This is a genomic window from Rhodococcus sp. KRD175, from assembly GCF_017168275.1.
GTDB classification, from domain to species: Bacteria; Actinomycetota; Actinomycetes; order Mycobacteriales; family Mycobacteriaceae; genus Rhodococcoides; species Rhodococcoides fascians.
In genome coordinates this window covers 554,473-567,773 of sequence record NZ_JABFAQ010000005.1, presented here as the reverse complement: position 1 = coordinate 567,773, position 13,301 = coordinate 554,473, and the positions used below count along the sequence as shown (strand labels likewise).

Below are 13,301 nucleotides of genomic sequence, written 5' to 3'. Positions count from 1 at the left end.
TCCCAGTTAGAGACTGATCGTCTCGGTACGAGACTATTAGTATCATAACTTTGCGGGTGTGACAGAATGGTCAAGCGAGGACATGTTTTGTCAGTCAAAATGGAGCGGAGCCCGTTCATGGTCGACCCTCTCGTTGCAGCCGAGGGCCCGGCCGACCCCCGGCTGGCGCGCTCACGTAACCGGTTGCTCGAAGCGGCGGGCCAGCTGCTGTCCACCGGCGGTGTCGAGGCGGTCACCGTGGAGGCGGTCACCCGCATGTCGAAGGTTGCACGTGCCACTCTGTACCGCCACTTCGGAAGTACCACTGACCTGCTTGCTGCAACCTTCGAGCGACTACTACCCCCAGTCGACACCGATATCGATACCGGTCCGCTACGTGAACGTCTGATTTCGTTGCTCACCACCCAAGCCGACCTCATCGACCAAGCTCCGGTGCAGATGACCACGCTGGCCTGGCTGGCAATGGGACCCGTCAACAGCGGCGACGCCAGCCGGCGCGATCTCGATCCTGGCGCGGTGGTCTCGCTTCGGGCCCGTGTCATAGAGCAATACCGCAGGTCCCTGGATCAGATCCTGACGGCCCCTGACGCTCGCGCTGTACTCGGCGAGATCGACACCACCTTCGCCCTCATTCAGCTCCTCGGACCGATAGTGTTCGCTCGCCTCACAGGACTGCGCCACATCCACGCCGACGACTGCATCCAAATCGTCGACAACTTTCTCGCCGCCCATGCCGCAAGTGTCCGATCGAGCACTTCGCGCGACCACAGCCGTCCACGGCCGGCCGCGACGCTAGACCCGCAGCTCACCGACGGCCAATAAAACTTGATGCGAAATTTCACCATCAATGCGCTATCCAGTCAGGGATCGCAGCGCTCACTGGATACGGCCGGACGTGTGCTCGAGAACTCGGAGTTGCACTGCAGTGCACTTCTGACATCGTGCAGCCGTCTTCTGAAACTGACACGAGGAACGCGAATCGGTCGTAATCTGCTCCAATAATCCGCCCGTTCGACTGTGTTCTGTTGGGAACCCTCTCAACAAAAGTTGAGCAACGCTATGGGGCGTACCAGACTTTCCCGGTCACCCGATCTCGAGCCCTCGAAATTGCTACGTTCTGCCGGTCCGAAGTGACATGGGACACCGATCGTTGCAGGGGAGCGAGAATGCACGTAGAAGCACTGTTCGGAGATGGTTCGTTGCGTCCGGTCTGGCCGCACGCGGATGCACTGATCACCAGCGAATGCACGGGGCTTCGCTTCGCCGGCAAGTACGCCGACGTCGTCGCTCTGAGCAACGGTGATCCGACCGCGTTGCGGCCGTTCGTCGACGAGGACACCCGACGCCGGGTGGCGAGCATGGCACCGCCGCGCACCGACACGGCGCTGGTGTTCGGAGCCAACGGATTCCTCGGCGCGCACCTGATCGGCCGACTCACTCGTGATTCCGCCGTCGAGGTCGTCTATGCGATGGTGCGCCCCACCGAGGAGGAGACGGCGTTCGAGCGCCTGCAGCGCACCTTCGACCAGTACGAGATCGAGGTCGACGCCGACAAGATTCGCATCGTCGAGGGCACTCCCACGACGTTCCGGTTCGGCCTCGACAAGGCCGCCTACTACGACCTGGCTGCCGGAGTGGGGCAGATCTTCAACTGCGCCAGCTCCACCGATTACACCGAGAGCTATGCCGAACTGCGCGACGACTGGTTCGTCAGCGTGCTGCGGATCCTGGAATTCAGCATCACCTCCGCCCGTAAGCACCTGACGTACGTGGGCAGCATCGGTGCCCACCTCTATCAGAAGCCCGAGGACTTCCGTCGTCCCGACTCGTGGTGGTACTCCGGATACGCGCAGATGAAGTGGGTCAACGCAACTCTGCTCGGATGGCTGTCGATGTCGGACACCTACTCCGTCACTCTGTGCGAGGCTCCGTACATCCTCGGCAGCACGGAGCTCGGCCGAGATCCCGGTCGCGTGTACAGCTTCTGGCGCATCATCGAACTGGCGATCGCAGCCGGTGCCATCTGGGACGGCCCGGGCATGAACTACGTCCCGGTCGACGTGATGTGCGACGTCATGGCGAGCAACTCGTTGCGCAGTCATCCTCTGACGAGGCTGTTGCCGAGCAATCCCACCGGATACGGGCACGACCTCTACGCCGAGCTGCTCGGGCTCGATCTGGTGAGCTGGGAGGAGTTCAAGGAGCGTGTCAGCGTGCGTATCTCTCCTCGTTTCGCCGAGACGATGCTGGCCGACAACATCGACCAGCTCATGCGCCTGGTGCACAAGCCCGAGGCGATACTCCCACTCGACCACGACATCTCGTGGTGCGACCACCGCCGACTGTTCGAGCTCTATTTCGAGAAAGCACAGCTCAAGACGCTCACGCCCGCCGCCGTCAACTGACGTGGCAGACGGATTCGAGCCCACCTCGGTGCGCCTACGGGACGTACCCATCGGCCGCGAGGTGACCAACGGCGTTCTCTCGCTCGGCTTCTACGTGGTGTGTGGGCTGATCGGACTGCTGCCCGGCCCGGTGCGGAACTGGGCAGCGGATGCCTTCGTGACCTGGTCGGAGAGCGTCGACGAACAGCGGCACAGCTGATGTCGTGGTGTCGGTGGGCCCTCGGCCTCGCTGCGGTGCCGGCGGCTCTCTTCGCGTTGTTCGTGTACTGGCGGACCCGGTTCTTCTTCCGCGATCCGCACCGCGAACCGCCGGCCGATCCGCGGGCGGTGCTCGCTCCGGCGGACGGGTTCGTCACGTACGTCAAGCGTGTGGAGGCGGGCAGTGCCGCGTTCGCCGTCAAGAAGGGGCGGACGATCGTCCTCGACGAGATCGCTGGGGTCGCCTCGACCGACAGCGGCTACCTGATCGGGATCTACATGTCCGAATACTCGGTGCACCGCAACCGAATTCCGGTATCGGGCACCATCGGTATGCGTCGTCATCGGTCCGCGGCACCGTTCAACAAGTCGATGGCCAGAGTCGGTGCGAACCTGTTGACCCGGCGCACTCCCTACGACGAGGGCTGCGACTACCTGCTCACCAACGAGCGGCTCACCATCTCGATCGAGCACGAGTCCGGTGCCGTGGTGACGGTGACGCAGATTGCCGATCTCTGGGTCGATCGCATCGTCGCGCACGTCGCCGTCGGTGACACCGTCGAGCGCGGCGAGCAGTACGGAATGATCCGCTTCGGTTCTCAGTGCGACGTGTTCGTGCCCGACGCACTCGTCGACGAGATCACTGTCCGGCCAGGCAATTACGTGTTCGCCGGCGAGACGACGGTGGTGCGTTCACCGATCCTCGTCGACGGCAGACAACCGAGCGAAGAGGAACGATGATCACGATCGAAGAGGTCGACGGCAAAGCCGGTTGGCGTGAATTCGAGTCCGTCTCGGACCTGGTCTACCAGGGCGATCCGTACCGCCTACCCGACGAGTCGATGGACCTGGGCCGAATTCTCATCGCACCGCCGCCCTCGGTTGCCGCCACCCGCGTCACGAAAGCATTTCTGGCTCGCGAGAACGGGATTGCCGTCGGTCGCGTCGTGGCCATCCACGATCTGTCGTTCACCGAGTACACGGGGGAGCCGATCGGCTTCTTCGGCTTCTACGAGGCGGTCGACGATCACGACGTCGCCGAAGCGCTGCTCGACGCTGCGGCGCACTGGCTTTCGGCGCGCGGACTCGCGACGATTTCCGGGCCCTTCGGTCCGTCGATGTTCTACAGCGCAGGCATCGTCGTCGACGAGGTCCCGGCGCTGCCCCTGGTGGGGATGCCGCACAATCCGCTCTACTACGCGGCCCACTTCGAGAAGTGGGGTCTGATGGCGGTCAAGGACTTCTACAGTTACCTTTTCGACGACCCGTGCATCATCTACAACGACCCCAAATACGCGCGGCACATGCAGATCTTCGAGAAGATCAAGGCGCGATCCGAGGTGACGTTCCGGTCGATGAAATACCGGACGTTGCGACGCGCGCATCGTGCGGGATCTCTACAACAAGACGTTCGTGAACTTCTGGGGCTTCTCGCCGCTGTCCTACACGGAACTGTTCGAGTTGCTGAAGATGATGCTTCCGGTCATCGATCGTCGGCTCACCCTGCTGGCCGAACTCGACGGCAAGCCCGTCGGCTTTCTGATGGGAATCCCGGACGTCAATCAGGCCGCCGCGAAGGCGTCGCACCTGAAGTCGCGCTGGGCACGAGACCTGGTGACGCTGTGGCACGTCAAGCGTCCGGGTCGCACGGAGGTCATCGACGGAGTGCGGGTGGACATGCTGTTCGTCGATCCGGATTGCCCCGATCGAGCCGTGTCCTCTCTGCTGATCATGGAGATGTCGGTGCGTATGCGCGATCTCGGGTTCACGCGCGTCGAAGCGGCTCCCGTGCTCGACGACAGTCCGTGGATGAAGGGCTCGGTCCTGTCCCGGACGAAACTCGCTCCGCACCGCACGTACCGCATCTTCAGCCGGGAGTTGACGTAGATGACCGACACGATCTCGCGAATCGACCCGCAGGTGAGCTGCGGAAACATCGGCGACCGGTGGGGTCGACTGGTCGCGCGGCGACGCTGGGTGGTGCTGGCGATCTGGACGCTGCTGGCGGTGGGATCCGCGATTCTGTACCCAGCGCTGCAGAACTCCCTGGTGGGGGCCAACTTCTCCGTTCCCGGAACCGAATCCAGCCGCGCCGACCAACTGGTCGAGCAGCATTTCGCGTCCTTCGGCTCGGAACAGCTCGTCGTCACGTTCACCTCGGATTCGGTGGACAGCCGGAACCCGGCCTTTCGTGCACGGGTGGCCGAGGTCGCCTCGTCACTGAGGCAGTCACCGGACGTACTGCGTGTCGTCGACCCCTACGAGAGCGCAGGATTCGTCCCGACGATCTCCGACGACGGGACCTCGGCGCTCGCATTCGTCGGCATCGGCGGAGAGGCCAGCGATCGGATCGCAGTGGCCGAACGCGTGCAGGAGATGATCGGCGGTGCGTCCGGTGATGGCGTCGAGGTGGCGGTGACGGGCTACTCGCCGATGACCGTCGATCTCACCCGCGTCGAATCCGAGGACGCCGTGCGGGCCGAGAGCATCGGTCTGCCCATCGCTTTCGTGGTGCTGGTTCTGGCGCTGGGTTCCGTGGTCGCGGGCATCGTGCCGCTGGTCACCACCGGAATCGGAGTGCTGGCGGCGTTCGGCATGTTCGCGTTGCTGTCCAACGTGATGACCTTCGATGTTCTCGTCACCACGGTGGCGGCGATGTTCGGTCTGGGTCTGGGAATCGACTACGCACTCTTCATCGTCAGTCGGTTCCGGGAGGAGATCGGGCGGGCCGGACCCGGTGAAGATTCGGACAGGACCGAGCGCGCGGTGGGGGCGGCCATGGGCACCGCCGGACACATCATCGTCATCTCCGGTCTGGTCGTGTTGATCGCACTCGGAGCCCTCGCGATCGTCGATGTCCCTGCGGTGCAGAGCATCTCGTTGGTCGTCGCGCTCACCATCGCCACCGTCGTCGTGGTCGCGTGGACCCTGCTGCCGGCACTTCTCGCGGTGCTGGGAACGCGCATCGGGGCCTGGTCGCTGCCGCGACGATTCCAACCTCCCTCGGTCGACGAGCACGACGCCGCAGTTCCCACGTGGTGGTCGCGGTGGGCGCAGCACGTCATCGAGCGCCCCTGGCGTTACACGGTCGCATCCGCCGCCGTCCTCATCGTCTGCCTGGTTCCCATCGGTTCGATCTCGTACGGGGTCGATCTCGGTGCCGAGGCGCTGAGCGCGGAACCGTCCGGACGAGCCAACACGGTCCTGACCGAGAAGTTCGCGCCCGGCACCATCTCGCCCATCACCATCGTGTTCACCGGCGAGGACGACAGTCCATTGGGACCGCAGCAGATCGCCACGGTCGACGCGTTCGCGAACTCCGTGCGCGGAGACGATCGCGTCGCCTACGCGTTGGCGCAACCCGAGGGCGGCCGGTCGTTGCTGATCGTGGTCCCGTCGGTCCCGATCGACTCGACGGAGGCCGCCGACCTCGTCGAAACCCTGCGTTCTCAGGCAGTTCTCGCCGGTGACGTGGACGGCACCAGCGTGTCCGTGGGCGGTACCACCGCGCTGGTGGTCGACGCATCCGAGGAGATCTCCGGCAAGTTCGTCTGGGTCGTCGCCGCGGTACTGGCCTTTTCTCTCTGTTACTTGGCCGTCGTGTTTCGCAGCGTGGTGATCCCGCTCAAGGCCGTCGCCATGAACCTGCTGGTCACCGGGGCAGCGCTGGGTGCCACCGTCGCCGTCTTCCAATGGGGTTGGGGTTCGAGCATTCTCGGCTTCGAGAGCCCGGGTTACATCCAGGTGTATCTACCGGTGACGGTGTTCGCCGTGGTCTTCGGTCTGTCGATGGACTACGAGGTGTTCCTCATCGGCCGTATGCGAGAAGTGTTCGTGCGGGAAGCGAGCAACGACGTCGCCGTCGTCGACGGCATCGAACACACCGCCAGGCCGATCACCGCCGCCGCCGCAATCATGATCGCCGTGTTCGCCAGCTTCCTCACCGCAGACGTGCTCGAGCTCAAACAGTTCGGCTTCGCTCTTGCCATCGCGGTGCTGTTCGACGCCGTGCTGGTGCGCATGATGCTGGTGCCGGCGATGATGAAGCTCTTCGGCGAGCGCAACTGGTGGCCCGGTACGCGGAATCGTCAGGTGGTCGGCAACTGAGCCGACGCCAGCAGCGAGCCGTCCGCGCCGCGGATCTCGATCTCGGTGACGTCGCCGCGAAGTACCGCCGCGTTCATGCGGCATTCGATGGTGACGTCGCTACCGAGAAACGTGCCGGACGGGAGTTCGGTGCCCCACCGATCGACGAGGACGACCTCGTACGGGCCTCGATCGGACACGCCGTCCATGTCGAGGAACGTCTCGGTGCCCCACGTGTGCGCAACGAGGCCGCCCTCGATGTCCACGCTCGGCATGCTCGTGGTGAAAGCGACCTGCTCGTAGGCACCCAGGGTTCCCGGAGGTCCGGTGATCGCGGCCGGTGGATCCTCGGGTTGCGGTCGAGAGGCGTCGATACCGAGCACGACGCCGCTGCCGACGACCAGCCCCGCGATCGCGGCGGCGGCCGCCAGGCCGGCCGATCTGCGCGGTCCACGTGTCCGCTGGGGTGGCCACGCAGAGCCGGGTGACGTACCCAGAACTCGGGCGCGGAGGTCGGGTGACGTCGATGCTTCGAGCCACGGTTCGGTCGGACCGCGACGACCGAGAGTCCCGGTCAGCGCGCGCAGTTCGGCGATGTCCCTGTCGACGGTGGGATCGGATGCTGCGAGCTCGCGTAGCTCGGCGGCCTCGGTGTCGTCGAGGTCGTCGCCGACGGCAGCGGCGATCAGTTCGGCTCGGCGATCGTCTCGGGCGTTCATGCTTCCTCCTGTCCGTCGAGATGGTCTCGCAGCGCCCTCAGTGCGTAGAAGGCGCGAGTGCGCAATGTTCGTACGGCAACGCCCGTCGACTCGGACAGTTCCGCATAGGTGGTTCCCGCCAGGTGCACCGCAACGACGACCTGCCGATGATCGGGAGAGAGAAGGGCGAGCGCGGCGATGATGCGCAGTCGCTCGTCCACGTCGGGACTGGTGTCACGCGAGATCGCGACCGATCGTCGGTCGAGGTCCTCGATCCTTTCCGACGCCGGCTTCGGCATTCTGCTCAGAGACCGTTGGACGTCGACGATCACATTGCGCTCGATGGCGAACAGCCAGGTACGCAGCGCTCCTCGGCTGGGCTCGAATCGGGACCGGGCCCGCCATGCGCGAAGGAACGTCTCCTGGACGCAGTCCTCGGCAAGCGCTCGGTCGCGCAGTGCGTTGACGGCGAAACCGAGCATGGCCGACGCATGCTCGTCGTACGCGGCAGCGACGTCGAAGTGCAGTTCGATCACGCTCCCGATGCTCATGACAGTGACTACGTCGACGGACCCCCGGACGTTCATATCCGAGACTGGAGTATTTCTTTACCGAATTTTGAACATCGTGGCATCGACCGTCGTACACCTCTGCACGGGCTCGCCTGCCCGATACTCCCACGGAAGGCCCACGAGATGACCAGACGCTCGATCACCCGCCCGACCATGTCCGTCCGCGGCACCGCCACCGCAGTCGTCGGCGGCACGGCCGCTGCACTGATGCTGTTCACCGCGGCCCCGGCCGGTGCCGATACCCCCGTTGCCGAACCGGACTCGTTCACCAGCGCGTTCACCGCGATGGCAACTCCCGACCAGGTGGTGAACGGCGACGGTGTCGCCACTCCGGGCCAGCCGGGCGCGACGGGCACGTTCACGCTGCGCATCAATTCCGATCTCGACATCGTCTGCTACGACATCGCGCTCGACGGCGTCACCGGCGATTACATGAGCCCGGCCAAGACCGCCACACACATTCACGAGGCGGCGGCGGGTGCTGCGGGACCTCCGCGTCTGGCGTTCCCGAACCCGACGCCGATCGGTGACGGCCCACGTTCGAGCACCGGCTGCATGCAGGGACCGTTCACCACCGGCCTGACGCCGGCCGGTGCCGACGCCGACAGTGGAACCGGATTCACGCTGGACCAGATCGAAGCAAATCCGGCGGGCTTCGCGGCCGACACCCACACCGTCGACTTCGTGGCCGGAGCGGTACGCGGACAGCTGACGCAGATTCCGGTCGGCTCCGTCGCCACCGGAGGTGGCGGTTCGGCTCTGGCCGCGGCGTCCGATTCGGCCTCCAGTAATGCGGTGCCCGTCGTCGGCGCGGTTGCCCTCGGCGCAGTAGTCCTGGGTGCAACGGCGATCGCGGGAGTGACGTTGGTTGCTCGCCGCAGCGGAACGGCACGCAGCTGAGATCTCGGCTCCTGGTTGCTGTTACGGCAGTGGTGGTGGTGACGGGCTGTACGTCCGCACCGCCGCCATCTGCCGCACCATCACCACCTGCCGCACCAACACCTACCTCGGTACCACCTGCCGCACCAGCGACCGAGTCCTCGACCGCTGGAGATTTGCCGGGACCGGGCCCGACGGCGGATTTCGCGGCGCAGGCACCGACCCGGCTCAGCGTCGAGGCCATCGACCTCGACGAGCCGTTGATCGGCCTGGGTCTCACCGAGAACGGCGAGATGGAGGTGCCGAGCGACTACGACGACGTCGGGTGGTTCACCGGCGGCGGCAGACCGGGCGTGATCGGTAGTCCTACCGTGCTGGCCGGGCACGTGGATTCCACGACCGGTCCCGCAGTGTTCGATCGGTTGTCGGAGCTTCGACCGGGAGATGTCGTGACGGTGGGGGACGGGACGGGTGGTCGAGTCGACTACCGCATCGATCGGGTCGGCGACTACGGCAAAGTGGAGTTCCCGACGGTGCAGGTCTTCGGGGCGGTGCCCACCGACGAGATCAGGCTGATCACGTGCTCGGGCGACTTCGACGCCTCGGTGGGCAGTTACGAGCGCAACCTCGTCGTCTACGGAGTGCGGCAATAGCCCAGCGTTTTGGAGTTGACGCGGAGTATGTTGTAACCTGAACAACGGTTCGGATCACGAGTGCTCGCACTCCGGTCCAGACCGCCCAATCAAGTTCTACCCAAGACCGTTGGTCACCGCCTTCTCGAAGGATTCACTTCCGGGAGTTGCGCGGTTGAAGGTCCGAGATCGTGTCGGACGGCCCACGCAGGAGAACGAGGTAGGGAACCTGTCTGCAGTCCTCGCGACTGCCTGCTCGTTCACGCCCCGTGTGCTTCTTGCGCCGGGGCGTTCGTCGTTTTCCGGCCCTCTCGCGATCGACACAACTTCCCACGAGAGGAGGCGAAGTATGGCAAAGCCCGAAAAGGTCTCAGCAGTATCGGAGATCACCGAACAGTTCAAGGGTTCGACGGCTGCCGTCGTCACGGAATACCGTGGCCTGTCGGTGTCCGGTCTGACTCAGCTCCGGCGTGCGCTCGGCGAAGGTGCCACGTACTCCGTCGCCAAGAACACCCTGGTCAAGCGCGCAGCGGCCGAGGCAGGTATTACCGGCCTCGACGAGTTGTTCGTCGGACCGACCGCCATTGCATTCATCAAGGGCGAGCCGGTCGACGCAGCGAAGGCCATCAAGGCCTTCGCGAAGGACAACAAGGCCTTGATCGTCAAGGGCGGCTACATGGACGGCGCAACGCTGTCCGTGGAAGAGATCAACAAGATCGCAGACCTCGAGTCGCGCGAAATCCTGTTGGCCAAGCTCGCCGGCGCCATGAAGGGCAACTTGTCGAAGGCTGCAGGCCTGTTCAACGCTCCCGCATCGCAGTTCGCGCGTCTGGCGTTCGCGTTGCAGGAGAAGAAGGCTGCCGGCGCACCCGCCGCAGCCGAGGCACCTGCAGAAACAGAAGCACCGGCGGAAGCTCCCGCCGAAAGCTGATCCGCTGGTATTGGCGTACAGCTCAGCTCCACACCATCAACACCATGCCGCGGATCAGCGGTTAGGTACTTACAGGAAGGACCCGCCACCATGGCGAAGCTCAGCACCGAAGAATTGCTCGACCAGTTCAAGGAGCTCACTCTCCTCGAGCTCAGCGAGTTCGTGAAGGCATTCGAGGAGACCTTCGAGGTCACCGCAGCTGCCCCCGTCGCCGTTGCTGCTGCAGGCGGCGGCGCAGCCCCCGCCGAGGCTGCTGAAGAGCAGGACGAGTTCGACGTCGTCCTCGAGTCGGCCGGCGACAAGAAGATCCAGGTCATCAAGGTCGTCCGTGAGGTCGTTTCCGGCCTGGGCCTGAAGGAAGCCAAGGATCTCGTCGAGAGCGCTCCGAAGGCAATTCTGGAGAAGGTTGCCAAGGACGCAGCCGACGCCGCCAAGGAGAAGCTGGAAGCTGCCGGCGCGAAGATCTCCGTCAAGTAGGACCGCTTCGTTGCAGTCGTGCTTCGTGCTCTGAACGCACGAGCGCAAGAAGGGCCGTTCCCACCTCGGTGGGGACGGCCCTTCTTCTGTTCTCGGACACCGCACGGGGTGCACTGTTGTGATCGATCACGGACTCCTGCAAATCGCGTGACACCGGCCTTGTGCCCCTGTTTACTCGGTTTCGCCGAAGTCCAAAGCATTCCGAAGGGTTTCGGCGGTCATTGTTTGTGGCGTGTCACAGCTTTGTGACGCAGGGACTTGTCACAGTTCTGGCGAGTCGCCGACCGTGTCGCGTGAGATGAGCCACACTGATGCAAGCTCTACAGCCTGACTCGGGGAAGTTCTTACTGGGCGGTAAGCTCCCGTGTCGGTGCGGACACGTGCATGGGATACAGTGACACAACCCACATCCGGGTCGATGTGTACGAATTGTGGAGGTCAGCGTGGGAGTCGAGGTTTCGGTCGAGGGATTGACCAAGTCTTTCGGGGTACAGAAGATCTGGCAGGACGTGACGTTGACCCTGCCGAAGGGTGAGGTCAGTGCGCTCCTCGGTCCTTCCGGTACCGGCAAGTCGGTCTTCCTGAAGTCCTTGATCGGCCTCCTGCGTCCCGAACAGGGCAAGATATTCATCGACGGAACCGACATCCTGCAGTGCTCCTCCCGTGAGCTCTACGAGATCAGGAAGCTCTTCGGGGTGCTGTTCCAGGACGGCGCACTGTTCGGCTCGATGAACCTCTACGACAATGTCGCGTTCCCGCTCCGCGAGCACACGAAGAAGTCCGAGTCCGACATCCGCAAGATCGTCATGGAGAAGTTGGAACTGACGGGTCTGCTCGGTGCCGAGGACAAGCTGCCCGGCGAGATCTCCGGCGGTATGCGTAAGCGCGCCGGTCTCGCCCGCGCTCTGGTTCTCGATCCCGAGATCATCCTGGTCGACGAGCCGGACTCCGGCCTCGATCCCGTTCGCACTACGTACATCTCGCAGACCCTGATCGACATCAACGCCGAGATCGACGCCACGATCCTGATCGTGTCGCACAACATCAACCTCGCTCGGACGGTGCCCGACAACATCGGCATGCTCTTCCGTCGCCAGCTGGTCATGTTCGGCCCCCGCGAGGTGCTCCTGACGAGCGACGAGCCGGTAGTCAAGCAGTTCCTCAACGGAACGATGATCGGTCCGATCGGCATGTCGGAGGAGAAGGACGAGGCGCAGATGGCGCAGGAGCAGGCCATGGTCGACGCCGGCCACCACGCCGGCGGCGTCGACGACGTCGAAGGCATCGTGCCGCAGATGAAGGCCACTCCCGGAACTCCGGTGCGCGAAGCCGTCGGGCGTAGGCAGGAGCGCGTCCGCCAGATCATGCACACCCTGCCGCACAATGCCCAGGTTGCGATCCAGGAAAGCCTCGACACCACCGACCCGGGTCAGCGTTACCCCGCGTATGCAGACCAGCAGCAGGGTTACGACCAGCAGGGATACGACCACCAGGGTTACGACCACCAGGGTTACGACCACCAGGGTTACGACCAGCAGGGTTACGACCAGCAGAGTTACAGCGGGCAAGGTCATGATCAGCAGGGCTACCAAGCTCCAACACAAGGTCGGGGTCAATAGCAGACATGGGGGGATCGAAGAAGTCCACGTTCGCTCCGGCGAGCGCCGCTCTGACACAAGCCGGCAATATCGTCGAACTGTTCGTCGAGGTGGTTCGCAACACCTTCCGTAGGCCGTTCCAGTTCCGCGAGTTCATCGAGCAGGCCTGGTTCATCGCCAGCGTCACGATTCTGCCGACGGCGCTCGTCGCCATTCCGTTCGGCGCGGTCGTGGCGCTGCAGACCGGATCGCTCATCAAGCAGCTCGGTGCCGAGTCGTTCACGGGTGCGGCCAGCGTGCTCGCGGTCATCCAGCAGGGCAGTCCGATCGTGACCGCACTGCTGGTGGCCGGCGCTGCCGGTTCTGCTGTGACTGCAGACCTCGGCTCGCGCACCATCCGCGAGGAGATCGACGCCATGCGAGTGCTGGGTATCGACCCGGTACATCGTCTCGTCGTTCCCCGAGTGCTCGCGATGATCCTCGTCGCACTTTTGCTCAACGGCCTGGTCTCGGTCGTCGGCATCGCCGGCGGTTACTTCTTCAACGTGATCCTTCAGGGCGGCACCCCCGGTGCATATCTGGCGTCGTTCTCGTTTTTGGCCCAGCTGCCGGATCTGTATGTCGCCGAGGCGAAAGCAGCAATCTTCGGACTCATCGCGGGCATCATCGCCTCCTACAAGGGCCTCAATCCCAACCCCGGACCCAAGGGCGTCGGCGAGGCAGTGAACCAGACGGTTGTCATCACGTTCCTGCTGCTCTTCTTCGCCAACCTCATCCTGACCCTGGTCTATCTCCAGGTCGTCCCAGCGAAGGGAGCGTAACCGC

General features: G+C 64.2%; 15 protein-coding genes. 12 read left to right on the top strand and 3 right to left on the bottom strand.

Translation table 11 applies throughout. The features are described from left to right. Window positions 1–117: 117 nt before the first annotated feature. From J1M81_RS10780 to J1M81_RS10765, 4 genes are all read left to right on the top strand, one after another. Window positions 118–822: a TetR/AcrR family transcriptional regulator gene (locus J1M81_RS10780; protein ID WP_027498235.1), complete on the top strand. Its 705-nt coding sequence runs from the start codon at window positions 118–120 to the stop codon at window positions 820–822. 344 nt (window positions 823–1,166) lie between these two features. Next, window positions 1,167–2,405 carry an SDR family oxidoreductase gene (locus J1M81_RS10775; protein ID WP_027498234.1) on the top strand — a complete coding sequence of 413 codons (1,239 nt, stop codon included), beginning with the start codon at window positions 1,167–1,169 and terminating at the stop codon, window positions 2,403–2,405. Between the two features lies 1 nt (window position 2,406). Continuing rightward, window positions 2,407–2,604 carry a hypothetical protein gene (locus J1M81_RS10770; RefSeq protein ID WP_027498233.1) on the top strand — a complete coding sequence of 66 codons (198 nt, stop codon included), beginning with the start codon at window positions 2,407–2,409 and terminating at the stop codon, window positions 2,602–2,604. Between the two features lie 35 nt (window positions 2,605–2,639). Next, window positions 2,640–3,344, top strand: a complete 705-nt coding sequence (locus J1M81_RS10765) for a phosphatidylserine decarboxylase (RefSeq protein WP_228139274.1) — start codon at window positions 2,640–2,642, stop codon at window positions 3,342–3,344. An 86-nt stretch (window positions 3,345–3,430) separates the two neighbouring features. Here the strand turns inward: J1M81_RS10765 and J1M81_RS26305 are convergent, their stop codons facing one another. Next, on the bottom strand, window positions 3,431–3,988 hold the full coding sequence (locus J1M81_RS26305; protein WP_228139273.1) for a hypothetical protein: 558 nt from the start codon (window positions 3,986–3,988) through the stop codon (window positions 3,431–3,433). A 1-nt stretch (window position 3,989) separates the two neighbouring features. Here J1M81_RS26305 and J1M81_RS26300 point away from each other — a divergent pair, with 1 nt between their 5' ends. Beyond that, window positions 3,990–4,490 carry a hypothetical protein gene (locus J1M81_RS26300; protein WP_027498230.1) on the top strand — a complete coding sequence of 167 codons (501 nt, stop codon included), beginning with the start codon at window positions 3,990–3,992 and terminating at the stop codon, window positions 4,488–4,490. Continuing rightward, entirely contained in the window at window positions 4,491–6,710 is a 2,220-nt protein-coding gene (locus tag J1M81_RS10755; protein WP_032375379.1) for an MMPL family transporter, read from the top strand. It abuts the gene before it with no gap. Here J1M81_RS10755 and J1M81_RS10750 read toward each other — a convergent pair. Both J1M81_RS10750 and J1M81_RS10745 read right to left on the bottom strand, forming a co-directional pair. Further along, a complete protein-coding gene (locus J1M81_RS10750; protein WP_027498229.1) occupies window positions 6,692–7,408 on the bottom strand; it encodes a hypothetical protein in 717 nt (238 codons plus the stop codon). The two genes, J1M81_RS10755 and J1M81_RS10750, sit on opposite strands and share 19 nt — an antisense overlap. After that, the gene (locus tag J1M81_RS10745) at window positions 7,405–7,938 is read right to left on the bottom strand and encodes an RNA polymerase sigma factor (RefSeq protein ID WP_045840763.1); all 534 of its coding nucleotides are present in this window, start codon (window positions 7,936–7,938) and stop codon (window positions 7,405–7,407) included. Before J1M81_RS10745 ends, J1M81_RS10750 begins: the two co-directional genes overlap by 4 nt. A gap of 144 nt (window positions 7,939–8,082) precedes the next feature. Here J1M81_RS10745 and J1M81_RS10740 point away from each other — a divergent pair, with 144 nt between their 5' ends. From J1M81_RS10740 to J1M81_RS10715, 6 genes are all read left to right on the top strand, one after another. Continuing rightward, window positions 8,083–8,859, top strand: a complete 777-nt coding sequence (locus tag J1M81_RS10740) for a CHRD domain-containing protein (protein ID WP_027498227.1) — start codon at window positions 8,083–8,085, stop codon at window positions 8,857–8,859. A 155-nt stretch (window positions 8,860–9,014) separates the two neighbouring features. Then, entirely contained in the window at window positions 9,015–9,491 is a 477-nt protein-coding gene (locus tag J1M81_RS10735; protein ID WP_228139272.1) for a class F sortase, read from the top strand. 328 nt (window positions 9,492–9,819) lie between these two features. After that, window positions 9,820–10,401: a 50S ribosomal protein L10 gene (gene rplJ / locus J1M81_RS10730; RefSeq protein WP_008713855.1), complete on the top strand. Its 582-nt coding sequence runs from the start codon at window positions 9,820–9,822 to the stop codon at window positions 10,399–10,401. A 90-nt stretch (window positions 10,402–10,491) separates the two neighbouring features. Next, entirely contained in the window at window positions 10,492–10,878 is a 387-nt protein-coding gene (rplL, locus tag J1M81_RS10725; RefSeq protein WP_008713856.1) for a 50S ribosomal protein L7/L12, read from the top strand. 443 nt (window positions 10,879–11,321) lie between these two features. Continuing rightward, a complete protein-coding gene (locus tag J1M81_RS10720; protein ID WP_094718929.1) occupies window positions 11,322–12,497 on the top strand; it encodes an ABC transporter ATP-binding protein in 1,176 nt (391 codons plus the stop codon). A gap of 5 nt (window positions 12,498–12,502) precedes the next feature. Beyond that, window positions 12,503–13,297, top strand: a complete 795-nt coding sequence (locus J1M81_RS10715) for an ABC transporter permease (RefSeq protein WP_027498224.1) — start codon at window positions 12,503–12,505, stop codon at window positions 13,295–13,297. Window positions 13,298–13,301 lie beyond the last annotated feature (4 nt).